Raw genomic sequence first — 24,893 nt, forward strand, 5'->3', positions numbered from 1 at the left:
AGGCGTATAATCTCAGTTTTTCTGAAAAGCTGAATAGTTAAAAAGAATAGTTTTGGGGAACCAACATGTCCGAAAACGCAAAATTAGCTTTAGTAACTGGGGCCAGTCGTGGCATTGGCCAAGCCATTGCGCTTACTTTAGGCCGAGAAGGCCATACAGTTATTGGAACTGCGACATCAGCAGCCGGTGCTGAAAAAATTTCTGCAACTTTACAGGAGGCAGGTGTCAAAGGAAAAGGCATGGTGGTTAATGTCGCCGAAGCCGATTCTATTGATCAACTGTTAGCTGACATCAAAACTGAATTTGGTGGCAGCCCTGAGATTTTGGTTAATAACGCGGGCATTACCCGTGACAACTTATTAATGCGTATGAAAGACGATGAGTGGGAAAGCATTTTGCAGACCAACCTTACATCGATTTATCGTCTTTCTAAAGCCTGTATGCGTGGCATGATGAAAGCGCGCTGGGGACGCATTGTGAATGTAGGCTCTGTAGTGGGTACCACAGGTAATCCTGGGCAGACTAACTACTCAGCAGCGAAAGCCGGAGTGATTGGCTTTTCTAAGTCTTTAGCGAAAGAGATCGGTGCCCGTGGCATCACTGTTAATGTGGTAGCTCCAGGTTTTATCGATACTGATATGACCAAGGCTTTAGAAGAAGATCAGCGTAGCGTGCTACAAAATCAGATTGCTCTAGGTCGGTTAGGTGACCCATCTGATATTGCTGAAGCCGTTTGCTTTTTAGCCTCTGATAAGGCGGGCTATATCACGGGTGAAACGCTTCACGTTAACGGCGGAATGAATATGGCTTAGTGCGATATTCTTTGTGAATTTATCGTATTAAGTGCTTGATTTTTATGTGTTATCAGACCGATAATGGCTGCCATATCTGGTCTGACCAACGTTTTTTTATAGGTTGTAGCTTGCAACTTATTTATGAATCAATAAACTAGCAGCGCAGCGAAGGCTGTGAATTTGGAGGAATAATTCAGTCATGAGTACTATTGAAGAGCGTGTAAAAAATATTGTTGTTGAACAACTAGGTGTTAAAGAAGAAGAAGTATCTAGCGAGTCGTCTTTTGTTGACGATTTAGGTGCAGACTCTTTGGACACTGTTGAATTGGTTATGGCTTTAGAAGAGGAATTCGATACTGAGATTCCTGATGAAGAAGCAGAGAAAATCAGCACTGTTCAAGCGGCAATTGACTACATCAAAGCGAATGTAGACAACGCTTAATTTATCCTCGTAACGGCTTTTGTCCGTAAGTTGATAAGAAAAAAAAGACTGTTATGGAAGCAAAAATGCTTTCGCAACGGTCTTTTTTGCATTTGGGAGTTAAATAAGTGAACGGTAAAAGAGTAGTGGTTACCGGGCTCGGTATGCTAAGCCCGGTTGGATTAAATGTTGAAGATACGTGGAAAAATATTTTAGCGGGTCAGAGTGGTGTCGAGGCCATTGAGTCTTTTGATGCATCGGCTTTTAACACTCGTTTTAGTGCGTCTGTCAAAGGATTTGATCCCACTGATTATTTATCGCCCAAAGAAGCGCGAAAGTTTGATCCATTTATTCAACTCGGTCTTGCTGCGAGTATTCAGGCGATCAAAGACAGCGGTATCGAAGTGGATGAGAGCAATGCCCATCGTATTGGTACTTGTGTCGGCTCTGGGATTGGCGGTTTGTCGACAACAGAAAAAAACATTGCTGCACTGAATAAGTCTGGGCCTCGAAAAGTATCGCCTTTTTACGTACCTGGCTCCATCATTAATATGATTTCTGGCCAGTTATCCATCATGTATGGGTTAAAAGGACCTAACATCTCTATTGTTACGGCATGTACTACTGGCGTTCATTCTATTGGGCATGCGGCCCGAATGATTGCCTATGGTGATGCGGATGTGATGGTGGCTGGTGGCGCAGAGATGGCGACTTGCCCAATCGGGATTGCTGGTTTTTCGGCAGCAAAAGCTTTGTCGACTCGTAACGACGAACCGCAAAAAGCCAGCCGTCCGTGGGATAAAGATCGCGATGGTTTTGTGTTGGGTGATGGTGCCGGTGTTTTAGTACTCGAAGAGTACGACATGGCGGTAAAACGTGGCGCAAAAATTTATGCCGAAGTGACAGGTTTTGGTATGAGTGGCGACGCTTACCACATGACATCACCTCCTGAAAATGGTGAAGGTGCAGCGGCAGCGATGCGCAACGCATTAAATGATGCAGGCGTAAACGCCGATCAAGTGGGCTACATCAATGCGCACGGAACTTCGACCAAAGCGGGCGATATTGCTGAATGCATTGCCATTAAATCGGTGATGGGAGAACATGCCAATAACGTGATGGTGAGTTCTACCAAGTCTATGATCGGGCATTTGCTGGGAGCAGCTGGAGCGGTTGAATCTTTATTTAGTATTTTGGCCATCCATGACGGTGCTATCCCGCCAACGATCAACTTAGACAACCCTGATGATGGTTGCGATTTAGACTTTGTTCCTCACGAAGCGCGTCAGCAAGCTGTGCAACATGTGTTGTGTAACAGTTTTGGTTTTGGCGGCACAAATGGCTCATTGTTGTTCAGTAAAGTTTAAAATCAGTTCTATTAAATGAACATTATTTTTTCTGATCAAGAAGAGGGAATAAGCCCGCTGGATCGTGGGCTTATTTATGGCGATGGTTTTTTTACTACGATGCGTATTCAAAACCATCGTCCATTATTTTGGGACGATCATATCTTTCGCATTCAAACATCTGCTCACCGATTATTATTTCCTGAACTAGAACTTGAGTTCCTGCAACAGCAATTGTTCCCCAATTTACCCAAAGAAGGGATTTGTCGATTATTATTCACGCGAGGAGATGGTCCCAGAGGTTATGCCATTCCCGCAGAGCCTAAGCCTAACTGCATCGTGATGTTAGCTCCCTTATCGACACAGTTACATTCAAAGGATATGCGCCAGTTAAAGGCGATGATTTGTCAAACCAGTGCAGGTATTAATGCCAGTTTGGCAGGTATTAAACACATCAATCGGCTAGATAATGTATTAGCTCGAACCGAAGTAGAGCAGGCTCTCTGCGACGAAGGATTGATGTTTGCTGGTGATTCTCTGGTTTGTGCCACTCAGGCCAATGTTTTTTGTGTTCGAGGTCAAGAGGTACTGACACCTAAGCTGCATCAGTATGGTGTTGACGGAATCATGAAAAAAAACATTTCGCGTTGGCTACAATCACTACAAATCCCCTTAATTGAGACTCAAATCACACGACAAATTCTTGAAGAGAGCGAGGAAGTTTTCCTTTCCAATTGTGTCTCTGGCATAATGAAGATTGCTCAATTAGAACAACTGGATTTTGAACAGCGGGTGGCCGAAGCGTCATCGGTTGCTCTTCAATTGCATCACCATTTCTTAAAGGCGTTATCAAATTTATGAAGTTAATGCTTCGTTATGCTCTTGGCATTATTTTACTCGGCTTGCTGTTGGTAGGAAGCTGGAGTTATTTTTCTTATCAGCAATTTATTGCTGAGCCTGTTGCTATTCAACATCCGATGACCTTTAAGCTTGCCAAAGGCGATAGCGGTTATCGAGTAATCAACAATTTGGTGAAACAAAACATTATTTCTCAACCGCGCTGGGCCAAGCTGTATTTGCAGATCAGTAAGAAGAATGGCCTAAAAGCGGGCACCTATCAGCTTCAGTCGGGTATGACGTTTCCGCAATTAATTGAGCTGTTTATTGACGGCAAAGAAATTCAGCATCAACTGACATTTATTGAAGGCTGGAATATTCATCAATTGCGACAATTTGTTAGCCAACAACCGACGCTAACTAAAGTGACCACTGACTGGACTGACGAACAATTACTGGAAGCCATTGGCGCGACAGAATCTCATTTGGAAGGTTTGTTTTTTCCTGATACCTATCATTTTCCAGAAGGCTATCGAGATATCGATTTGTATCAACGAGCCTATCAACGTTTAACACAAACCTTGGCCGAAGAATGGCAGCAGCGAGAAGCTGAGCTGCCCTATGAAAATGCTTATGAGGCCCTTATCATGGCATCCATTGTTGAAAAAGAAACCGGACGTGCCGAAGAGCGAGCTACTATCGCAGGCGTGTTTGTTCGACGCATGCAGAAACGTATGCGACTGCAAACAGACCCAACGGTTATTTATGGTATTGGTGCTGATTTTGATGGGGATATTAAGCGCGTTCATCTAAGAACCGACACGCCATACAATACTTATACCCGACATGGATTACCGCCGACGCCCATTGCGATAGTTGGTCGAGAGTCCATTCATGCGGCATTACATCCTGCGCCAGGAAAGGTGTTATACTTTGTGTCTCGAGGGGATGGTAGTCACCATTTTAGTGAAACTCTGCAAGAGCACAATGCAGCCGTCAGAAAGTATCAATTAAAACAAAAATGAAGCCTGGACAATTTATAACAATTGAAGGTGGTGAAGGCGTTGGCAAAACCACCAATATTCAGTTTGTAGAATCCTTATTGCAACAAGAAGGAATCGAATATCTCCTGACCCGCGAGCCGGGTGGAACTCCCTTCGCCGAAGAAATTCGCGAATTGCTGTTGGCTAAACGAGACGAAAATGTCAGCAGTGACGCTGAGCTGTTGTTGATGTTTGCTGCTCGTGCTCAACACGTAGCAGAAAAAATAAAACCAGCGTTAGCTAAAGGCTCCTGGGTTATCGGTGACCGATTTACTGATGCCAGTTTTGCTTATCAGGGCGGCGGGCGTGGGATTGATTGGGCGCGTATTGAACAGCTCGAACAATGGACTCTGCAATCTTTTAAACCTTGTTTTACTTTACTACTCGATGTCGATCCTCAAATTGGAATGCAGCGAGCGGCTAACCGTGGTGAGCTTGACCGGTTTGAGATAGAAAATCTCGAATTTTTTAATCAAGTCAGAGCGGGTTATCAACGTCGAGTTGCAGAAGATCCGGAGCGTTTTGCTTTGATAGATGCCAGCGTGTCATTAGAACAGGTGCAAGAGCAAATAAAAACGCAACTCTTGGCTTTTATAAAGCGTTCGAATCAGGATTAGCATTCATGCAATATTTTCCCTGGCATCAGGCCTCTCACCAACGATTAGCTGAATCTTATGAGCAGCAACGTTTACCTCATGGTTTACTTTTAATTGCGCGAGAGGGCAGTGGTAGTGACATCTTTGCGCGCCACTGGGCGGCATGGCTATTGTGTGAAGCTGAGCAGAAACCTTGTGGTCGTTGCAAGAGTTGTCAGCTGATCGAATCGCAAACTCATCCTGATTTTCATTGGTTGGGGATCGAAGAAGGCAAAAAGTCCATTTCTATTGATCAAGTTCGTGAACTGACCGTGAAGCTAAAAGAAAGCGCCAGCTTGAATCATTGGCGAGTTGCTGTGATTTATCAAGCTGAGCGGTTGACGGTTAATGGCTACAACGCTTTGCTAAAAACTTTAGAAGAGCCGGGCGGACATACTCAACTGCTATTGGTGGCAGGTGATAAGTCCCGTATACCCGCGACTATTTTGAGTCGTTGTCAGTTAATGGATATTAATGCTGCTCAAGATCAAACAACCGTCAACTGGTTACAACAGCAATGCCCACAAGCAAAAGAAGAAGACGTTCAGTTGGCTTTGGCCCTAAGTTATTATGCACCCTTAAAGGCGCAAGCCATCATCGAGCAGCATCTTCCTCAGTTCTTTGCGTTAACCGAAAATCTCGAAGCGATTTTGCGTCGACAGCTGCCGCCTATGGCCTTAGCGGAATTAAAAGAGTTGGATCCCGAGTCGCTACTAAGTTGGTGGGATTTTTTGATATGCCAGTTGCTGCGCAAGGGCATTGATGGCTCGTATAGCCAACAATATTCGTTAAATCGATGGTTTCAGCTTGCAGAAATCGTCTCGGAAAAGCTATTATTTCGATTAAGAGATGAATTGTTAGCTGTATTAAAAGAGGTTCAGAGTGGTGTAGCGCTTAACATGCCTATGCAACTGGATCATCTGGCCTCACAATGGATGCAGTGTGTAAAGAAGTGATTCGTGCTGATATGAGAAGGTTTAATGACTATAGTTGTTAAACGCATCAATGAAAGCGACGTGTCAAATAAGGTGAATAGTTAATAATGTCGACTCCTCCAAAAGCTGCACCTCGTCATGGGATTCTGTCTTTAACCATTAAAGATAAAGCAGTGCTTTATGCGGCCTATATGCCGTTTGTGCAAAATGGCGGCTTATTTATTCCTACCCATAAGCATTACAAGCTGGGTGACGAAGTCTTTATGCTACTGTCCTTGATGGACGAAAAAGAAAAGCTGCCCGTTGCCGGAAAGATTATCTGGGTAACGCCTAAGGGAGCACAAGGGAACAAAGCGGCAGGTATCGGCGTGCAGTTTTCTACGCAGGATAATGGTCAGGCTAGAACCAAAATAGAAACCTATTTGGCGGGCGCGTTACAGTCGGATCGTGCCACCCACACCATGTAAAACATCACTTAATTCTTTTTTATCTAATGTAAATCATCAGAACGAGCACACCTCCCCATTTTATTGAGGACTGCTTGTTCTGTTTGTTTTTGAATCTACTGGAACCTACTCCTATGATACTCGTCGATTCTCATTGTCATTTGGATCGTATTGATTTAAAACCCCATGGGGGCTCTTTGGCGAACGCCTTAAATTTTGCTCGTAGCCGTCATGTTGAACACTTTCTTTGTATTGCCACCGATCGTGGTAATTATTCGGAGGTGAAAGCCATCGCTGATGAACACGCCAATGTCCATTGTACTGTTGGTTTACATCCATTGTCTGAAGACCTCTCTACGGAAGAACTGTACGATTTTTTAGTGGCCGAGGCTCAGGCAGACAAGGTGGTTGCGATTGGTGAGACCGGACTCGACTATTTTTATGCAAAAGATACTGGAGCTGCTCAGGCTGAGAGCTTTAAGCTGCACATTGAAGCTTCTCGAGCGGCTGATTTGCCATTGATCATTCACACCCGCGAAGCGAAACAGGACACCTTGGATATGCTTGCTGGCGAACAGCGAGATAAACCCGGCGTTTTGCACTGTTTCACCGAAGACTGGGACATGGCGAAGCAAGCCATGGATATGGGTTTTTATATATCGATTTCTGGCATCGTGACTTTTCGTCAGGCCGATAATGTTCGAGAAGTTGCACGACAAGTACCGGCTGATCGTCTGCTTATAGAAACTGACAGTCCTTATCTTGCGCCTGTCCCTCATCGAGGCAAAAAGTGTGAGCCTTCTTTTGTGGCAGACACGGCTGAGTTTATGGCAGAGCTAAGAGGGGAGTCGGTTGAGCAATTGGCCGAGAACACTACCCGAAACTACTTTGAGCTGTTCAGTAAGATTTCGTCCGCACAATAAAAAAGGCTCCTTTTCAGGAGCCCCGCACTTGATGTGGGAATTGAGATTAACGACGTTTCCGGTAAGCCGCTAAACCAGCAATTCCCGACAGCAGGATGAACAAAGAACCAGGCTCTGGAACCGGAGTGGCCTGATACAACCAATCCATAGCGTTGTGATGGGTCAAATTCCAATTGCTGGAATCATTGGATTGAACAAAATCCATCGTAGCCGACAACCAACCAATGCCAACCCAGGGCCCACAACCAGCATGACCGTTACAACGGTGAGAATCGTCATCTAAGCGTCCCCCCATGTGCTCAACAAGGCCAATTGAGCTGTTCATATCAGACAAGTTGTCGCCGTTGAGGTCAACATCACTGAGTAATGTCAGCAGACCCCAGTTCGCTGTGTTATCGCCGCCTGAGTCACTGACTGACCAGCTACCATCTGGGTTAACGATGATATTGTCTGAATAAAGAAAATCTACATACCAGTCATATTCGGTAGGACGGGTGGGGCCAGTATCGATGCCGCCGTGCAGGGTACCGTAGATGTGAGCGGTACCGAGCGTCGTATCGACATCCATCCTCATATTATCAAAGGTGAAGGTCCATTCGGTGCTGCTGCCTGAACCAAACAAGCCGTCTAATCTTAAACCGTAGGTAGGTAATGCCTGATTACCATCAGGATGATCGGCGAGATCGAAACTGACAATAGTGGCGTGAGAGGAGATGGAAGCGAAAGCTATTGCGCTGATTGCCAGAAGTTTTTTCAGATTTTTTATCATCTTTTTACTCTCCGTATATTGTATTGAGATTTATGCGCTTTTTATGCCACTAAAAGTAAGTGTTTGAATATTGAGATATTTTGAGCGGCCTTATTAGAGCTCAAAAAACGTTCTGTTAAAAAAGCTGACAGGCCTATGTCTGATTGATTAGCAAGGATTTGATAAACATTTATCAATGGAGCAAAAGAGAGTAAGATTTTGCTAACTATTTGAAAATACTGACAATTGATTCTATTTAGACCCTGCTTTGCCCTTGTTTTTAACTGCGTCTTTTCCTCAAGCAGGGTAGTATGGAATCGTTATTTTTTGGTTGATGCGTTATCAACTGTTGCCGTAAGGCTTTTTATACCCGTCGCCTTTCAAGGTGCAGCGGTGTTGGCTGCGCGCACTCACCCCAATCACTTAGTCTATCTAAGCTCAGGGGACTCGCTTGCTGGCCGCCTACCTGCACCTTGAAATACTTTGGTTATATCTTTAAGTACATGTTGTGCAAGAAATGCAAGGAGTCGAGTTGTGAGTTATCAAACCCTTATTGGTCTGGCCGCCGCCGTATTCATAGGTACATCGGTTCAGGCACATGAAGAGCAGCGTAATGCAAACTGGTGCCCGAACGGGCAAATTGTGGAGTTAGCACAGATGGATATTCGCTATGCTTTGCTCAAACGTTTTGCTGAAGATGCTGGAGCCTGTGTGGTAGGGCCGCGCAGTTGTGGCCAATTTGATGATGATTATCTGGCAGCATTTGCAGCAGCTGATCATTACTGCCATGGCCTTAGAAGTGCCTCGGTTGTTGGTGAGTTACGCGCTACTTTTAATGCGCCTGCTTCGTTCAAACATCGCGAAACCCACCATCAGGACTACGACATCAGAGCTGGGCTTAACTTTACCTGTTCTGTCTGTGTCGAAATTGTTAGAGACACCATCCCCCCAGAACCGATTCATGAAGAGCGTCAGGTTCGTCAATAAAAGGGCAGAGGGCAGTCGTCTTTAGGCTAGAGAGCGTGTACGGACACTCTGCATAAACTCGTCGAGCTTATGTTTTAATCGACTGCGGTCGTCATCGGGCAATTCGCAGTGTGAGAGTATAAAGTGGCCTGTTCGTACCACTTCTCGCCAGCGTGGTTGCTTGGGAAGTTTATCCAGGTTCAGATAACGATCCATGGCGCGGGTGCGTAAACGGCCATCGTCGACGGTGACGCGCCAGATACCGGATTGCTCTGCCAGTTCGATGCGGGTTGTATTCGTGGTTTGTTCCCATAAGCTCACGCAAGAGAACATAAGGTCCACCAGATCAGCCCGAAAGTTCTGTTGCAGCGAGTCCGGTTGCACTCGCTTGTTCAGTTTTTCTAGACTCTGCTCAATGGTGGTCATTTCGTCTTTAATCGATGCATCGATGGTGAAGTTTTCTGGAGTGGCCTGGGCCAGTAACTCGTTAAGACGAGTCAGGGCTTTTTTGCCTGCATTCAGTTGCTGTAAAAACACTGGGCTTTGTGCCGATTTCTTTTGATTGAGTTCGCACAGGGTAAGAACCCAGATTTGCTGCTCAAGTTCTACCGGGGTTAACCAGGCCTCACAGGCCAGTTCTTGCTGTTGTTTGTGTTGGATATTGAGCTGTTCAATATGCTGCGGATCGCTATCTTCTGGAATCAACCCCGTCTGTTTATCATGTTTTAACCAATGAGAGAGTTCTTGTTGAACCAGCTCTTCAAAGCTATAGCCTGTTAGCTCGCACAGAGAGTGATTAACAAAGAGCACCTGTCCGCTGACATCCAGCGCCATTAAAGCTTCATTGCTGGTATCAAGCATAAACTGCAAGCGTTGTTGAGTGGTTCTTAGTTGATGTTCTGCCTCTTTGTGGTAGTCAACCTGATGTTGTAGCTCGTTGAGTTTTTGTTGGCTCTCAAACGCGCGTTGCTGATTACGGCGATGAAAATACCAGGCGACAAATGACAACGCCAGAGTCGCGCCTAACACAACGCTCAGCATAAGCCAGCGTTGTTGTTCTAAATGCAGATTATGAATTCGATTTTCTTGTTCTAGAGTACGGATGGTGTTTTCTTTTTCTCGTAACTCTAGTCGATTGCTGAGCTGAGCAATTTGTTTGTTATAGCTGGCTTCTAATTGCGCTTTGTAAATCACCTGATATTCTTCGGAGCGTTGCAGTGATTCTTCGAGCAGTCCCTGGGCTTTCAGCACTTGGATGAGCAGGGGATAGGCTTTCAGTAGTTGTTCGCGGTTTTCATGTTGAGTGTTGGCCGTTAGCGTACTCTCGAGATAGCGTTTGGCTTCATCGAATTGCTGTTGCTTGATATAGGCTTTAGCAAAAACGATATTGAGCGCGCCTTGTAAATGAGCATTGGCCAGAGTAGCTACTTGGTTTTGAGTGATTCTTAAAGTGGCAAAGGCTTTATCCAGATACCCATAATCGACATAGAGTTCTGACAATTGAGTCATTAGTCGGCTACTGTCGGCTAATGAAGGCAGCGACTTATAAAGCGCATTGGATTTTTTCATTAAGGCTTCAGCTTTATCGAACTGCTGATTGGCGGCATGTAACAGAGCAATGTTTTCTTGTGTATGGGCAATGCGACTTTTGTCATCTTGTAATAGATATTTTTGCAGCGCTCGTTGGTAATACTCCAGTGCTTTATCGTCATCTTCCATAATGCGAAAAACGTTACCAATATTATTCAATGTAACGGCGACTTTTTGTTCGAGGCCCAGGGCTTCCTTCTTTTGTAAACTTTGATAGAAAGCACTTAGCGATTGTTCAAAATCACCCAGCTGGCGATAGACGTTGCCAAGGTCGTTATAGGAATTGGCCAGCCATTCCTCATTTTCTTGTTGCTTGGCGAGTTGTAATCCCTGGTTAAAATGGTGTTGTGCATCGATGAACTGACCTTCACGATAGGCCAATATGCCAAGGCGGCGAGTGACTAAATATTGAAGTTCGTTATCTTTTTCGAATTGCTCTAAATGGGTGATGACTTCTAAGTAATTTTTGGCTTTGGCGTATTGGCCCTGGCGACGATAAGCATCGCTGAGTGCGACATTGAGTTCGACCCAGATTTTGGGATGAGTTTGCGCCGATGTTTGCTCGAGTTTTGCCTGACAGATCTCAAGCCCTTGCGCCAGTCGTGATTTGGTTAACGCTTTTTTGCAATCGGCAATACTGTTATCTGTATTGGCGTAGAGCCAATTTAAACTTGTGAGCAAATAAATAGTTATTAAAAAACGCATTGATAACCAGGGAATAGAAACCTAAAGGGAAGAGCTATTGTAAAGTTCCAAAAGAAACTTACAACGACAAAGTTCAGAATCTAGATAAAAAAACACCCAGGCCCTTTCGGGCGTCTGGGTTAGGGGAAGTTTGATTGATGGCCTCTCGCCATTTGATAATATAAAACTAGAACATACTGGGGGAAATACAAGCAATTTATACTCAAAAAGTAGAGATTTTTTAATTTTGTCGCACTGGCTCGTATTAGGTCTCTGGTTCTGCCCTGCAAATATCTATACGGTGAGTTATTTAATAAGGTTTAAAATTCTATTTTGAGATTTTGATTTTCACTGGTTTACGCTTCCTATCGATTTAAAGTCCCCACAGATTTGCTTTTCAAACTTCGCGCTTTTTGTATCGCTCTTTTATTTTGCCCGTTCAATGCTCAAGGAATCATCGTCATTGGCTAGCAAACCATCCTGATTCCAGGGCAGCTGGCGATAAGAGGGTTTGTCTTTGTCGCCCCAGAATGGAAACTTGATGATTTTAAAGTAGGGTGAGTAATCGAAATCGGCAGGAACAAATAAATTGGTATTACGTTTTATCAACTCAACCCGACCTTTACCCAGGGTTCTAAAACTCGGCAGTACGGGATATTGCACCGTTGCAAAGGCTTCGGCGAGCATGGATGAACAAACAGTACGGGTTGGCTCACCTGCATGATGACGGAAAAGCGAAGAGCGCCAACGTCGCGGGACGATAGTCCAGGGAAACATCAATCGAGCCAAATCGAGTAATTGGCGTACATTGTATGGGGTGCCCAGGCGGTCAATGGCATATTGAATGACTTTCTGAGCATCATCATGAGACAACTGTGCAGGTCGGCAGATGCGCAGGTTATCCTGCTGATAGATGGACAGAGGATTTACAATCGTACCCTGACCCAGTAGTCCTTCGATCATCCACTGGGTGGGACCGTCTTCGCAGCCTGCGGCGAGCAATTGTTCTCGCGCCTTAGGATCCTGTATGTCATGCAGACGGCCGATATAGAGAGCTGCGTGAGTCCAACGGCTCTGGGTAATGAGCTTGATGACCTCAGAGACTCGACTGCGTCCCTCTACTAATATGACGTCTCCAGGGCGTAGTCCGTAGCTTAGTTGTTCAAAATTACAATTGGTGAATTCGGGGTTAGGCGCTTCCTTATTCAGCCATTGTTCTGCCAGTTGTTTTAGTTTATTCAGCATATTTGATTAAATATCAGTAGGTTAAAATTCAGTCCCTTCAATAAATTATAGCTTATCCTGGTGAGAGTATGGATTCTGATAAAGAGCCTCTTGAGGTCTAAGATAGTGCCCGCAAAGACATAGAAATTTACAAAACTCCTTCACAAATTTTCAACTGCATCTTGAAAAATTCTCGATAACATAGCATATATACTCTATGTACTTGATTGAGCTGACATTACTGCTTAATTCGTAATCCCTGAAAAGGAGCAAAAATCAGGGAATTTTTGATAAAAATTAATCATCTTCTGAAGTCTTAGCTTTCCATCAGAGCATGCTCAAAGTGTGTGTAGCGTCTAAACTGGAGGTTAAGGGGGAAGGTGAGAAGTCCATTGAGCAGTATATTCTGGCTTTTTATCGTGTTCTCAAGCGCTGTATGAAACAAAGGTGCTATTTTGATGTCAGAGTTTGAGAACTGTGTTTTATAACGAATTCAAAAGATTATAGGATGTTTATGAAGTTTCATTTGCTAGCTATTGTTTCTTTGGCCGGTGCTTTGTCAGCATCTTCTCTGGCAGGCACGTCTGATACCCAGGCTGATGTATTAGCCAACGAAAAGTTGAAACCCGGCAAAAACCACCAAACTTCAAGTCGCTATATTGCTCACTTTTTGAGTGAAGGGCACTATCTAAAAACCCCCATTAAGAATAACGACGAGTTATCTGGCAAAATTCTGGATAAATACATCGAGCGTTATGATCCTAACCGCATTTATTTTTATCAGCAGGATATTCGGTCTTTTGAACGCTATCGACTGATGATGGATAACGTCATTGAGTCCGGTAATCTGCAATCCGTCTATGATATTCATTCTGTCTATAAGCAACGCCAGTTAGAGCGGTTTGATTTTGCAATAAAATTGCTCGACAAGCCTTTTGATTTCAAAAAAGATGAAGAGTTTATCTACGACAGAGAAGAGTTGGACTGGCCCTCTAGCGAAGCCGAAATGAACTTACTGTGGAAGCGTCGAGTGAAAGCTGATGCTTTGGCGTTAATGTTGGCCGAGAAAAACTGGGACGAAATTAAAGAGATATTAAGCAAACGCTACAATATGGCTAAGCGACGTATGGAGCAGATGAAAAGCGAAGACGTTTTCAGCGCTTATATGAACGCTTATGCGTTAACCATTGAGCCTCATGCTTCTTATTTGTCGCCTCGTGATGCCGAAAACTTTGATATCGAAATGAAGCTGTCTTTAGAAGGCATCGGCGCAATTTTGCAGGCAGACGATGTTTACACCAAAATCACCAAACTGGTCACTGGAGCACCTGCTGAAAAATCCAAGCAATTGAAGGAAGGTGACCGCATTGTGGGTGTTGGCCAGGCCGATGGCGAAATCAAAGATGTGATTAGCTGGCGTTTGGATGATGTGGTTTCTTTGATCCGTGGTGAAGCCGGCTCTGAGGTGCGTTTACAGGTATTACCTAAAGATGAGGTCATCGCTGGTGAAACCAAATTGGTTACTTTGGTTCGTGAAAAAGTAAAGCTGGAAGAACTATCGGCCAAATCCAAGGTGATTGAAATCGAGCAGGATGGAAAACCTCTGAAAATGGGTGTTATTTCTATCCCTAAGTTTTATGTCGACTGGGATGCAAAATTTGCGAATCGAAGCGACTACAAAAGCACCTCCCGAGATGTGAGAAAGTTTATTAAGCAGCTAGAAGCCGAAAACATCGACGGTCTTATTATCGATTTACGTAATAATGGCGGTGGTGCTTTAGACGAGGCGGTTGAGCTGACTGGATTGTTTATTGACTATGGCCCTGTGGTACAGCAACGTGATCAACGTGGTCGTATTACTGCTTTTTCTGACAGCGACCGTGGCGTTGCTTACAAGGGGGAGCTGGCCGTGTTGGTTAATGGTAACAGTGCCTCTGCTTCCGAAATTTTTGCTGGTGCGATTCAGGACTATGGCCGCGGAATTATCGTGGGAGAGCAAACCTTCGGTAAAGGAACCGTTCAATCTCTGGTTGACCTAAATCGTTTTCGTGGCGCTTCGGAAGGCAGCCTAGGTAAAGTAAAGTGGACGACTTCGAAGTTCTATCGAGTTTCTGGTGAAACCACTCAACATCGGGGCGTGGTACCTGATATTTCATTCCCTTCGGCCTTCTCTCGCGAAGAATACGGCGAGAGCGCTTATGACAATGCGTTAGTGTGGGATACGATTTCTGCCGCCAGCTTCAATAAAACGGGCAAACTGACGCCTTTTGTGGCCCAGCTAAAAAGTCGTCATCAACAACGTGCTAAGCAGAGCCTTGAGTTTGGCTTCCTGGCTGAAGATATTGAAGAGTTCCTTAAAAAGAAAGAGCGTAAGTCGGTGTCTCTTAATCTGGAGAAGCGTAAAAAGGAAATCGAAGAGAACAAATTGAGCCAGCTGGAGCGTGTTAATTCTCGTTTGAAAAAGAAAGGCATGAAACCTGTTGAGTCGCTGAAAGACTTCGATGATTCTGTGTTCGAAAAAGACGACTTTAGACTTGAAGAAACCGGCAATATTTTGGCCGACTTCATTACTCTAAAACATCGCAAAAAGCTTGCTGAACTTAAATAGTTGTCTACACTTTGTTCTTAAGATGTAGAAAAAGGAGGTGTTAAACACCTCCTTTTTTATTGTCTTCATAAATCTAAATGGATGACCTTTTGTGCGGCAGTTTCACAGCTGATCTTTATTTTAGTTAAAATTGGGTTAGCGAATGAGCGAAACATTTATTACCAGAATCTACGCAGATATCTTCTTTATTTTAGGTATCGCGGCGTTTTGTGCCATTTTTCTTCGTTTTAGCTATCGACTTAATTACCGTTTCTTAAGACTCTTTGCTCACAGCCTTGTTTTTGTTGCTCTGTATGTAGCCGCTGGATTGGCTGAAGCGCTCTTTGTTGTACAAAACAATGACCATCAAGCCATTCATGTCATTAATTTCTTTGGGCAGATGAGTTTGTATTTTCATCTTGCTTTGCTCCTCGCTGGTATCTATCAAATGAAGCTGGAGCGTAATATTGAGTTTTCATACATCAAACAAATTGTCTGGTTGGCCTTAGGTGTGAGTTTTGTGTGTGTAGTGCCTTATGCTAACGATCCTGATGGTGAGCTTATTCGGCGTGGTTTTCGTATTTTGGCACCAATGCTGTTGGTTGGCATTACCTTAATGGTGGCGTCGGTGCTGATTAAGTCTGATGATGTAGATAGTGATGTGACAGGCTTACCCTTGGTTAAGCTCTCACTGTTTGTGAGTGGGGTGGTTAAAGTCGCGACGGGCGGTATCGCCATGCTGTTACCTGGTGCCGCAGTGATTGCACCGTTATTTCAGGTGCTTAACTATCTTAGCTTGATTCTGGTGATGCTGACTGGTGTTGGTCTCATCATTTGGTTACTCGAATATCAAAAAAAGCAGAATGAAGAAGCGGAATCTAAGATCAATTTTTTAAGTTATCACGATCAGTTGACAGGCTTGTTTAATCGAAGCACTTTTATTAGTCGTCTGGGCCTGGCGATTTCTAGCTCTCCCGCGAAAACCTTCAAAACCATGATTGTGCTGATTGGTATTGACCAATTTAAGAGTATTAACGAGAGTCAAAATATATCGACAGGCGATTTGCTTTTGGTCTCTATTGCTGGACGGTTGCAAACGCAATGCCCAACGGCAACCAGTATCGCCCGAATTGCTGGCGATATTTTTGCGTTGATGTTTGAGCGCATTACTGAGCAGGAAACCTGCGAGCACCTTCTAGCTAAGGCACAAAAGGTTTTTGAGACACCTTTTACGCTTGATAGCAAACAGTATGCATTAAAAGCTTCTTACGGCATGGCCTTATATCCAGAACATGCTAATCAGGCAGAACAGTTGATAAAATGTGCCGAGCTCGCTCTATACAATGCGAAACGAGAAGGAGGGGACCAGTGCAGTGTCTATTTTGACTGGATGATTTCGGGGGCAGAAAAAGAATATGAGTTACAAGGCGAAATCATGCAAGCTTTCGAAAACGATGAGTTTGTTTTGTATTTTCAACCCATGCTGAATTTATCTTCCGACAGTATTCAGGGATTTGAAGTGCTGATTCGCTGGATGCACCCCAAACGAGGGCTGATTCCACCGAGCGAATTTTTGCCGTTGATGGAACGTTTAGGCATATTATCCAAGCTTGATAAGTTGGTGCTGAATAAGGCGATGGAAAGCATGTCAATTTGGAAGCATCAGTATAATGTCGATGCTTATGTGGCGGTTAATCTATCGCCTGAGCATTTTCAAAGTGATATTTTGATCAATGAATTGAGGCAATTACTCAAGATCCACGCGTTACCGGCGGATTCTTTGCAGCTTGAAATTACCGAAAACGCGGCCATTGTAAATATTGAATCGAGTATCATCGTTCTTCAAGCGTTACATGACATGGGTATCCTGGTGGCTTTGGATGACTTTGGTACGGGTTACTCGTCAATGAGCTATTTGCGTCAGTTGCCTGTTAACAAGATAAAAATTGATCGAACCTTTATTCAAGCGGTAGAAGAAGATCCTACCGCTGCCAGCATTGTTAAGGCCATTGCTGCCTTGACTTGTGGTTTAAATAAATACGTTGTCGCTGAAGGAATAGAAACGGAACAACAGCTTGAGTTTGTGAAAAAAACAGGTTGTTATGAGGCCCAAGGTTTTGGTATTTATAAGCCCATGGAATTTACTAAAGCAACCGAGTTATTGATGTATGAAAAACAGTCAGCTAAAGAGGGTTCTCAACTTTCTTCGCAAACAAAATAACCTTCTTTGGGGTGTTTGGTTGATAGCACTCAGTGGGCTAGCTAGTGCAACAGAAGTAAGGATTAAAACTAACTACGGCGATATTGATGTTCGTTTGTATGAAACCAAGGCACCCGTAACGACCAAAAACTTTCTTCACTATGTAAAAAGCGGGTTTTACGACGGTACCTTGTTTCATCGAGTAGTAAAAGATTTTGTTATTCAGGGTGGTGGTTATACCAAGACAAAAGACTACAAAGAAACCAGTCCTGCAATTATCAACGAAGCTAAGAATGGTCTGCGCAACTTACGTGGAACTCTCGCTATGGCTCGGGAATATGAAAAAGACACTGCGACTAGCCAATTCTTTATCAACTTAACTGACAATCAACATTTGGACCATCGTAGCGAAACTAATAGAGGATTTGGTTATAGTGTATTTGGAAAAGTGATAAAGGGCATGGAAGTGGTCGATAAAATTGCTGCTATCCCTACCGGAGCATCGGATCCCTTTGATGAAGAGTTTCCTGTATACCCGGTTATCATCCAAAAAGTGACAGTAAAACCAACAAGTTCAGAGACTAAATAATGGAGTGGAAGTACTGGTATAATAACTGGAGATAATTCATGGATGAATGCGGTTTTATGACACCTAAGCTTAACCTATAAAGCAGAAAGTAATATTTCAACAGAATGGCATTTTTGTTGTGCTTAAATGCTCTCTTACTAATGTGATAGTCGCATTCTATTACACTTAGAGTTTTTGCAAAAACAACGGTTTAGACTACGCTCTAATATGAATAAGTAGGGAATTGCAGGTCTCAACGCACCAGCTTTGTATGCTCGAGTCATCATCAGTTTACAGAGAAAGTTGAGCCTTTATGAATGGACATCTAATGTGTTGATTCTTAATTCTCTGAACAAACTAAAGTGAATTCATAGCAAGCCTTAGTGGGCGAGAATGGATTCACTTAACCGTGCCAGATTCAATGACAAACTTAAGCCATCAAACAATCAATGAGACCTCTACTGAAGCGCAAAAAGCCCTCAGGGTTTTGACGGCACTTTCGTTCAGTCCCATGTTGTTTCTTGATGATGACCGTTGCGTTGTTGAAGCAAATGAGATTTTATTGCAATGGTTGGGATATTCATCGGATGATCTTGTTGGCAAGTCTATCGATGAGTTTGTTAGCCCATCCTGTTGCGAGAAACTGAGTTGGTCATCTAATGACAGTTGCTTTCTTGACCCTGAAGAAGTGCTTCCTTTCGACCATATAAAAACCAAGAATAATAAGAAGGTTCATGCCATTGGCAAGCGTTCTATTGTTGATGCAAAAGGGCAAAGCTTTCTCGCTTTAACCTTAGAGCCTTTGAATAAAAAAAATGAAAGTGAAGTTGTATTTCAAGACTTGTTTTTTGAGCTACAACGACTTGTGCCTTTTGGTTTCGTACTTGTTAGTAGCAATGGCAGTATTAAAGAGGTAAGTCCCAAAGCAGAGCGCATTCTGGACTATGGCAGAAAGGACTTATTAGAGCAAAATATTGAGATTTTATTACCGGAGCATGTACGAGAAGAAAAGTCAGAGCTTCATCGTTGCTTTCGAGAGCTTAGCCAAAGCTCCGACGGAGATTATCGATGTGGAGAACTGGTTTTTCGTAAGAAAACGGGCGATCACATTTTTGCTGATGTCTCAATTAAGGACATTATTATTGGAGCTGCTCCTTATCTGGTTTTGTGTATCAGTGATATTACTCTGCGTAAGCAAAGTGAGTATCAGGTAACACAGCGGGGTGCTCAGTTAGATGATATGTTTGACTTAGCGCCTAACGCTATGATTATGATTGATGACAAAGGATTGATTCAACGTGTTAATAATATGTGCGTTAGTCTGTTTGGTTTTAAACATGATGAGTTGGTAGGAGAGCCTGTAGAAGTATTAGTTCCCGAAAAATATCGTGACCGACATTATGAGTTAAAAGAAGGCTATTTGCAGAGATCATCATCGGAACGCGGAATGCAGGCACGCAAAGTTAATATTTTGACTAAAGCTGGAGAGACAAAAGAAGCCGAAATTACTTTGTCTCCAGTCGAAATCGAAGGACTTATTTTTACGATGGCTTCTGTCGTTGATGTATCTGATCAGCGGCGTTTAGAACGTGAGGTCAGAAGCCGTACAGAAAAGCTTGACAAGATGGTCGAGCATTTAACCCATTCGAATCAGCAGTTGGAGCAGTTTGCTTTTGTTTGTTCTCATGACTTGCAAGAGCCTATTCGAATGGTTCAGAGTTTTAGCCAGTTATTAGCATCTCACTTAAAAGATCTGGATGAAAAAAGCGAGAAGTATTTGCACTTTATTGTTGATGGTGCCGAAAGGGCCCGCAATATGGTCAATGATGTTTTAACTTTCTCTCGTTTAGAGAAAGAGCAATTGCAATATGAAAAAGTACCTCTCGAAGAGCTTTTCCAAAGAATTTATCGTGTTATTTATGCATCACTTGAGCAAAAAGGTGGTGAGCTATCCTGGTCTGCAGAGCCTCCTGTTGTTGTAGGGGTTGCGACACAACTTGAGCAGCTTTTCCTTAACTTAATCTCAAATGGATTAAAGTTTAATAGTAGTAGCAAACCTGAAGTGTGTATCAGTGTCGTCTCGCAAGGAGATTATTGGAAAATAACAGTGGCTGATAACGGTATCGGTATATCCCCTCGCTATCATCAAAAAGTGTTTGAAATTTTTCAACGAGTCAACAAAAAGTCTGAGTTTCCTGGCACGGGTGTTGGCCTGGCTATTTGTCAAAAAATTGTTGAGCGCCATCATGGTGATATTCAAATTGAGTCAGAGGAAGGTAAGGGCACTAAGTTCCATATATTGTGGCCAAAGCGATCTGAAGCGGAAAATTTGACTTGTTCTGAGTCAAGGGGAGGAAAACAATGAACTCTCATTCTAAGGCCGTTAAAAACTCCGTCAAACTTCTCTTAGTAGAAGATAATCCTGGTGATATAGAGTTAGCTCGCCATGCATTCGAACATACTAATGTCGATATTGATGTCTATGTCGCCGAAGATGGTTGTGATGCCGTTGATTTTTTGCGTAAGGGAGAGGTGAGTTCATCGATACCTCGACCGGATTTAATCTTGCTTGATATTAATTTACCCAAAATGAATGGGTTTGAAACCTTAGAAAAAATTAAGAGTAACGAGAGCTTTAAGAGTATTCCTGTTGTGATGTTAACTTCATCCAGTTCTGTGAAGGATGTGAAAGCCAGTTATCAACGTCATGCAAATAGTTATTTAAATAAGCCTGTTAACCTGAGTGATTATCTTGGTATGGCTAATGAAGTGAGTGAGTTTTGGTTCAAGATCGCTCGGCTTCCAAAGAGTGAAAGTGATAAAGGGCAGGTCGCGTGAACAGTAGCATAAAAGATACGTGGTTAGCATATAGTTGCTTAGTAGACAGGCTGCCAATAAATGAAGTTCTTTATCGCGGGGATTTAAGTATTGGTTATATGTTGTTGCAACTATTCAAGGTGTCGTCAACCATCTTCATTGTCACAGATAATTTGGAGTTTAGAAGTGGTACGACAGTTATTTATTAAAGACAGTCATTGAGTACAATGTCTAGTAGTGAGCCGTAAGATATGGATAATGACAATACACACACACAAGTAACCTCTAGTTATTCGCATCTTGACTGTGCGGGTAAGAGTGACGATGCTCTTCAGCAGTTGATCTATTCTTTATCTCACGATTTAAGCGCGCCTTTGCGTCAAGTGAGTGGGTTTAGTGAGATGCTAAAGAGCACCTACACCAATGAATTAGATGATAAAGCGGTTAAGTGGTTTTCTTTTGTTATTGAAGGCAGCGAGAAAATGCACAGTATGCTTGACGCGCTGCTCATATATTCACGTATTTGGACGCAAGACTCTGTATTTGAAGAGATTGACTTAAAAAGCTTAATCGAATCGGAGTGGGCACGGTTAGCGGTCAGCTTTCGAGACAGAGACCGAGAGCGTAGTTTACACATTGATGACAATATGCCATCGATCATTGGCATTCGTGCTCAATGGAGTCAGCTGATATTTCATCTTTTGAGTAATTGTTTGAATTATACGCCACGTGACTATGAGTTAGTTATCGAGGTTAAATTGCTTCAAGATGGAGAAAATATCGGTATTGCTTTTGATGACAATGGCAAGGGTATTGATGCCAGGAAGCATGACCGCTACCGTCAATTATTTGCTCGGGGTGTTTCTGATAAAGAGTGTGCAGGTTTAGGAATGGGGCTGGCTTATGTCAGTCGAATTATCGAGCGTCATGGCGGAGAGCTGGTTTTAGACACTAGCGCAAATGGTGGGTTGTCAGCACAGTGCTGGTTAAAATCAGAATACAAAGTGGCTAAATAAATAGAATAATGATGACAAAAGAAGAACAGCTCTTTGAAGAGACTGACGATACATTTTTGATGGTGGAGGATGATCCTGCTGATGCGGAGCTATTTAGCTCGATGCTCAGTCGTGCCATGGGAGATAGTTGTAAAGTTGATTGCGTTGGCTCGATGCATCAAGCCTTAGATGTATTAAGCGATAGCCATTACTCTGCTCTCATTTTAGATATGAGACTACCAGATGGTGATGGCGTGGAGAACATCGAGAGAATACTAGACTGCAATCCGCACATTCCTATTGTAGTGCTGACGGGAGTAGATGAACCCAAGTTAGCATGTGATTCTTTTCAGTTAGGAGTTCAAGATTATTTACCGAAAGCAGACGTGACTCCAAAAAGTTTTGCTCGAGCGATTCGTCATGCGATGGAACGTAAAGATATTGAGTTGAACTTAAAGTCAGAGTTAGAAAGAAGCAGCAATAAAAACAAGCAGCTTGAACAGGCAACCAAGTATGACTTTTTAACTGGGGTTGCCAATCGCAACTTTTTTTATGAAGAGGTCGAAAGAGAGTTAGCCAGTGCCCAGCGACATCATCAGTACTTTGCTGTTTTGTATTTTGATTTAGATGGTTTTAAGCCAGTCAACGACCATTACGGTCATGCACTGGGTGATAAACTATTACAACAAGTTACCATGCGTACTCAAGCTGTTTTGCGGAAAGGTGACTTGTTGGCTCGGCTAGGTGGGGATGAGTTTGTGATTCTTTGCCGTCAGCTTGTCGAGCCTCCTAGCGCTTATTCGGTAGCAAAAAAAGTTTACTCAGCGCTATCTGCTCCTTTTATTATCGATGACCGTCATATCAAGATTGGTTGCAGTATTGGGATTGCTACATTTCCAGAAAGCCAGTCATTGTCAGAGCTCATGCGCCACTCAGATATTGCAATGTATGAAGCGAAACATAAACGAGAGCATTATATTCATTTTTATACTCAACGCTTAGATAAAGAACATACACGCAAGTTTGATGTTGAACGTTGCCTGGCAAAAGCCAATGTAGAACAAGAGTTTTATGTTGAGTTTCAACCTATTTTTGATGTTAAAACGGGGCGGGTTGTAGAAGCCGAAGCATTGTTACGCTGGTGCAGTCCTGAGTTAGGTATGGTGAGTCCTGTTGAGTTTATTGCCATCGCTGAGTCCATGCCCATTATCTATCCATTAACTGATTTAGTAATTGAAAAGGTTGCGACACTTTATCATAAACTCAAATCGGATAACGATCTTTTACGCTTTGCTATCAATTCAGGGAACCGTCAGTTAACGCATCATGACTTTGTTGACTATTTTGTTGGGCAGCTTGATGCTCATAGACTACCTCGGCAGTGTGTTTTTCTTGAAGCGGCTGAGCATCAAATGGTAGAGAACTTATGTACTACTCGCAGCCAAATATTATCTTTGCAAAAACTCGGGGTTTCGGTGTCTCTTGATGATTATGGTACGGCACTTTCTTCCATTTCTTTGTTGACCTTATTGCCTATTGAGCAGGTAAAGCTTGATCGTAGCTTGGTCAAGAACATTCATAACAACCAAAAGAATCAAGCAGTAGCGGCGGGCATTATTGAGATTGCTAAACGATTGGATATTACAGTGGTTGCAGAAGGCGTTGATAACCAGTCAGATCTTCGCACTTTGGCCGAGATGAACTGCGCTATGATTCAGGGATTCTTTTATGGAGCACCCGTCTCCGCAGAAGAAATTATTGATAACTTTGTTCAGTGCGAGCCTTTATTAGAGCGTCAAGACGTTACTCAATAAGCTGAAGCTTTTCTGATATAAAAAAGTCATATTTTTGTCACTTAGTCTATTTAATATTAACAATAGTCAGGCTTAATCCAACTATTGGAAATGAAAATGAATAGACGTGTTGTTATTACTGGCATGGGCCTTCTTAGCCCTCTTGGTGAAGGTGTTTCGGTAAACTGGGAGGCTTTGTTAGAAGGGCGGTCTGGAATAAGTAATATCAGCAAGTTCGATACTTCTGAGTTTCCCATCAAAATAGCTGGAGAGATTAAAAGTGACTTATTGGATCACTTTAGTGTTAAGGATAAAAAGAAAATTGATCCCTTTATTCAATATGCTCTCGTTGCAGCGAAAGAGGCGATAGCCGATGCAAATTTGACGCAAAAGGAAGGAGTGGGGGTTATCATTGGTTCTGGCCAGGGGGGAATTAATAATATTGAGGAACAACAGGCCAGAGTGCAGAGTGGTCGTTATAATCGAGTCACTCCCTATTTTATTCCATCATCGGTTATTGGCATGGCAGCGGGGCATGTATCAGCACACTTTGGTTTTGATGGTCCGAGCTATGGGGTCAGTTCGGCTTGTGCGACATCGGCTCATGCAATTATCGATGCCTGCAAAACCATCCGTCTGGGCGAAGCTGATGTCATGATTGCCGGTGGCAGTGAAGCCACTATCACACCTTTGTCCTTAGCGGGATTTGCTCGTATTAATGCATTGAGCCACCAGTTTGATACTCCAGAAACCGCCTCTCGACCTTTTGACCGTGAGCGAGATGGATTTGTTTCCAGTGAAGGTGCTGGCATCTTGGTTTTGGAAGAACTCGAATCAGCACTCCGTAGAAACGCGCCCATCTATGCCGAAATTGGCGGTTATGGTATGAGCTCAGATGCGTTTCATGCCACGGCACCTCATCCCGAAGCTCATGGACAAATTAAAGCGTTAGATAAAGCCCTGCGTTCTTCGAACACAAATGCCAAGCAGGTGGATTATATCAATGCGCACGGAACATCAACGGCTCTTAATGATCGTATTGAAACCAAAGCGATTAAAAAGACCTTTGGTGAGCACGCAAAAAAATTATCCATCAGTTCTACCAAGTCTATGACGGGGCACATGCTAGGGGCTGCAGGAGCAACGGAACTTATTTTTTCGGCGAAGACCATCGAAAAAGGAATCATTCCACCAACCATTAACTTGCATAATGCTGATCCGGATTGTGATCTGGATTACACACCTAATGAAGCTAAAACAAAAAACGTGGATGTGTGCTTATCAAACTCATTCGGATTTGGTGGTACCAATACTTCAATCCTCTTGAAAAAAGTATCTTAA

At 43.3% G+C, this 24,893-nt stretch carries 21 protein-coding genes; 18 read left to right on the forward strand and 3 right to left on the reverse strand.

Features of this window, described 5'->3' with window-relative positions:
* Nucleotides 1–65 precede the first annotated feature (65 nt).
* The 9 genes from fabG to NH399_RS16445 all read left to right on the forward strand — a co-directional run bounded on the left by fabG (nt 66) and on the right by NH399_RS16445 (nt 7,380).
* On the forward strand, nt 66–812 hold the full coding sequence (gene fabG, locus NH399_RS16405; RefSeq protein WP_253041974.1) for a 3-oxoacyl-ACP reductase FabG: 747 nt from the start codon (nt 66–68) through the stop codon (nt 810–812).
* Nucleotides 813–993: 181 nt separating this feature from the next.
* Entirely contained in the window at nt 994–1,236 is a 243-nt protein-coding gene (gene acpP / locus NH399_RS16410; protein WP_253041976.1) for an acyl carrier protein, read from the forward strand.
* Nucleotides 1,237–1,343: 107 nt separating this feature from the next.
* Nucleotides 1,344–2,582 carry a beta-ketoacyl-ACP synthase II gene (fabF, locus tag NH399_RS16415; protein ID WP_253041978.1) on the forward strand — a complete coding sequence of 413 codons (1,239 nt, stop codon included), beginning with the start codon at nt 1,344–1,346 and terminating at the stop codon, nt 2,580–2,582.
* 15 nt (nt 2,583–2,597) lie between these two features.
* Nucleotides 2,598–3,422 (forward strand): aminodeoxychorismate lyase, encoded by an 825-nt coding sequence (gene pabC / locus NH399_RS16420; RefSeq protein WP_253041980.1) that lies wholly within the window; start codon nt 2,598–2,600, stop codon nt 3,420–3,422.
* Entirely contained in the window at nt 3,419–4,423 is a 1,005-nt protein-coding gene (gene mltG, locus NH399_RS16425) for an endolytic transglycosylase MltG (protein WP_253041982.1), read from the forward strand. The genes pabC and mltG overlap by 4 nt, the downstream gene beginning before the upstream one ends.
* Complete coding sequence (gene tmk, locus NH399_RS16430) at nt 4,420–5,058, forward strand: dTMP kinase (RefSeq protein ID WP_253041984.1); 639 nt, start codon at nt 4,420–4,422, stop codon at nt 5,056–5,058. The genes mltG and tmk overlap by 4 nt, the downstream gene beginning before the upstream one ends.
* A gap of 5 nt (nt 5,059–5,063) precedes the next feature.
* A complete protein-coding gene (holB, locus tag NH399_RS16435) occupies nt 5,064–6,032 on the forward strand; it encodes a DNA polymerase III subunit delta' (RefSeq protein ID WP_253041986.1) in 969 nt (322 codons plus the stop codon).
* An 86-nt stretch (nt 6,033–6,118) separates the two neighbouring features.
* Complete coding sequence (locus NH399_RS16440) at nt 6,119–6,478, forward strand: PilZ domain-containing protein (protein ID WP_253041988.1); 360 nt, start codon at nt 6,119–6,121, stop codon at nt 6,476–6,478.
* Nucleotides 6,479–6,591: 113 nt separating this feature from the next.
* The gene (locus NH399_RS16445) at nt 6,592–7,380 is read left to right on the forward strand and encodes a TatD family hydrolase (RefSeq protein WP_253041990.1); all 789 of its coding nucleotides are present in this window, start codon (nt 6,592–6,594) and stop codon (nt 7,378–7,380) included.
* Nucleotides 7,381–7,426: 46 nt separating this feature from the next.
* On the opposite strand, the gene NH399_RS16450 is transcribed toward NH399_RS16445, so the two are convergent.
* A complete protein-coding gene (locus NH399_RS16450) occupies nt 7,427–8,149 on the reverse strand; it encodes a PEP-CTERM sorting domain-containing protein (RefSeq protein WP_253041992.1) in 723 nt (240 codons plus the stop codon).
* Between the two features lie 513 nt (nt 8,150–8,662).
* On the opposite strand from NH399_RS16450, the gene NH399_RS16455 reads away from it, so the two are divergent.
* Nucleotides 8,663–9,115 carry a hypothetical protein gene (locus tag NH399_RS16455; RefSeq protein ID WP_253041994.1) on the forward strand — a complete coding sequence of 151 codons (453 nt, stop codon included), beginning with the start codon at nt 8,663–8,665 and terminating at the stop codon, nt 9,113–9,115.
* A gap of 21 nt (nt 9,116–9,136) precedes the next feature.
* Here the strand turns inward: NH399_RS16455 and NH399_RS16460 are convergent, their stop codons facing one another.
* Nucleotides 9,137–11,389, reverse strand: a complete 2,253-nt coding sequence (locus tag NH399_RS16460; protein ID WP_253041996.1) for a tetratricopeptide repeat protein — start codon at nt 11,387–11,389, stop codon at nt 9,137–9,139.
* A 405-nt stretch (nt 11,390–11,794) separates the two neighbouring features.
* The gene (locus NH399_RS16465; protein WP_253041999.1) at nt 11,795–12,613 is read right to left on the reverse strand and encodes a YiiX/YebB-like N1pC/P60 family cysteine hydrolase; all 819 of its coding nucleotides are present in this window, start codon (nt 12,611–12,613) and stop codon (nt 11,795–11,797) included.
* Between the two features lie 487 nt (nt 12,614–13,100).
* Between NH399_RS16465 and NH399_RS16470 the strand changes: the two genes are divergently transcribed.
* From NH399_RS16470 to fabF (NH399_RS16505), 8 genes are all read left to right on the forward strand, one after another.
* The gene (locus tag NH399_RS16470) at nt 13,101–15,200 is read left to right on the forward strand and encodes a carboxy terminal-processing peptidase (RefSeq protein ID WP_253042000.1); all 2,100 of its coding nucleotides are present in this window, start codon (nt 13,101–13,103) and stop codon (nt 15,198–15,200) included.
* Nucleotides 15,201–15,342: 142 nt separating this feature from the next.
* Complete coding sequence (locus NH399_RS16475; protein WP_253042001.1) at nt 15,343–17,400, forward strand: bifunctional diguanylate cyclase/phosphodiesterase; 2,058 nt, start codon at nt 15,343–15,345, stop codon at nt 17,398–17,400.
* A gap of 19 nt (nt 17,401–17,419) precedes the next feature.
* A complete protein-coding gene (locus tag NH399_RS16480; protein ID WP_256489606.1) occupies nt 17,420–17,968 on the forward strand; it encodes a peptidylprolyl isomerase in 549 nt (182 codons plus the stop codon).
* Nucleotides 17,969–18,356: 388 nt separating this feature from the next.
* Complete coding sequence (locus NH399_RS16485; protein ID WP_253042003.1) at nt 18,357–20,312, forward strand: PAS domain S-box protein; 1,956 nt, start codon at nt 18,357–18,359, stop codon at nt 20,310–20,312.
* Nucleotides 20,309–20,785: a response regulator gene (locus NH399_RS16490; RefSeq protein ID WP_253042005.1), complete on the forward strand. Its 477-nt coding sequence runs from the start codon at nt 20,309–20,311 to the stop codon at nt 20,783–20,785. The genes NH399_RS16485 and NH399_RS16490 overlap by 4 nt, the downstream gene beginning before the upstream one ends.
* 230 nt (nt 20,786–21,015) lie before the next feature.
* Nucleotides 21,016–21,780 (forward strand): ATP-binding protein, encoded by a 765-nt coding sequence (locus tag NH399_RS16495; RefSeq protein WP_253042007.1) that lies wholly within the window; start codon nt 21,016–21,018, stop codon nt 21,778–21,780.
* An 8-nt stretch (nt 21,781–21,788) separates the two neighbouring features.
* The gene (locus tag NH399_RS16500) at nt 21,789–23,573 is read left to right on the forward strand and encodes a GGDEF domain-containing response regulator (protein ID WP_253042009.1); all 1,785 of its coding nucleotides are present in this window, start codon (nt 21,789–21,791) and stop codon (nt 23,571–23,573) included.
* A gap of 96 nt (nt 23,574–23,669) precedes the next feature.
* Nucleotides 23,670–24,893 (forward strand): beta-ketoacyl-ACP synthase II, encoded by a 1,224-nt coding sequence (gene fabF / locus NH399_RS16505; protein ID WP_253042011.1) that lies wholly within the window; start codon nt 23,670–23,672, stop codon nt 24,891–24,893.

Source organism: Pleionea sp. CnH1-48 (genome assembly GCF_024124665.1).
Lineage (GTDB): Bacteria > Pseudomonadota > Gammaproteobacteria > Enterobacterales > Kangiellaceae > JAMXSB01.

Excerpts from the sequence above, each read along its gene's own strand:
- NH399_RS16445 (WP_253041990.1), top strand. The coding sequence starts at position 6,592 with ATGATACTCGTCGATTCTCATTGTCATTTGGATCGTATTGATTTAAAA.
- NH399_RS16470 (WP_253042000.1), top strand. The coding sequence starts at position 13,101 with ATGTTTATGAAGTTTCATTTGCTAGCTATTGTTTCTTTGGCCGGTGCT.
- NH399_RS16450 (WP_253041992.1), bottom strand. The coding sequence starts at position 8,149 with ATGATAAAAAATCTGAAAAAACTTCTGGCAATCAGCGCAATAGCTTTC.
- NH399_RS16465 (WP_253041999.1), bottom strand. The coding sequence starts at position 12,613 with ATGCTGAATAAACTAAAACAACTGGCAGAACAATGGCTGAATAAGGAA.
- NH399_RS16490 (WP_253042005.1), top strand. The coding sequence starts at position 20,309 with ATGAACTCTCATTCTAAGGCCGTTAAAAACTCCGTCAAACTTCTCTTA.
- NH399_RS16475 (WP_253042001.1), top strand. The coding sequence starts at position 15,343 with ATGAGCGAAACATTTATTACCAGAATCTACGCAGATATCTTCTTTATT.
- NH399_RS16500 (WP_253042009.1), top strand. The coding sequence starts at position 21,789 with ATGATGACAAAAGAAGAACAGCTCTTTGAAGAGACTGACGATACATTT.
- holB (WP_253041986.1), top strand. The coding sequence starts at position 5,064 with ATGCAATATTTTCCCTGGCATCAGGCCTCTCACCAACGATTAGCTGAA.
- NH399_RS16460 (WP_253041996.1), bottom strand. The coding sequence starts at position 11,389 with ATGCGTTTTTTAATAACTATTTATTTGCTCACAAGTTTAAATTGGCTC.
- pabC (WP_253041980.1), top strand. The coding sequence starts at position 2,598 with ATGAACATTATTTTTTCTGATCAAGAAGAGGGAATAAGCCCGCTGGAT.
- fabF (WP_253042011.1), top strand. The coding sequence starts at position 23,670 with ATGAATAGACGTGTTGTTATTACTGGCATGGGCCTTCTTAGCCCTCTT.
- fabG (WP_253041974.1), top strand. The coding sequence starts at position 66 with ATGTCCGAAAACGCAAAATTAGCTTTAGTAACTGGGGCCAGTCGTGGC.
- tmk (WP_253041984.1), top strand. The coding sequence starts at position 4,420 with ATGAAGCCTGGACAATTTATAACAATTGAAGGTGGTGAAGGCGTTGGC.
- mltG (WP_253041982.1), top strand. The coding sequence starts at position 3,419 with ATGAAGTTAATGCTTCGTTATGCTCTTGGCATTATTTTACTCGGCTTG.
- NH399_RS16495 (WP_253042007.1), top strand. The coding sequence starts at position 21,016 with ATGGATAATGACAATACACACACACAAGTAACCTCTAGTTATTCGCAT.
- NH399_RS16440 (WP_253041988.1), top strand. The coding sequence starts at position 6,119 with ATGTCGACTCCTCCAAAAGCTGCACCTCGTCATGGGATTCTGTCTTTA.
- acpP (WP_253041976.1), top strand. The coding sequence starts at position 994 with ATGAGTACTATTGAAGAGCGTGTAAAAAATATTGTTGTTGAACAACTA.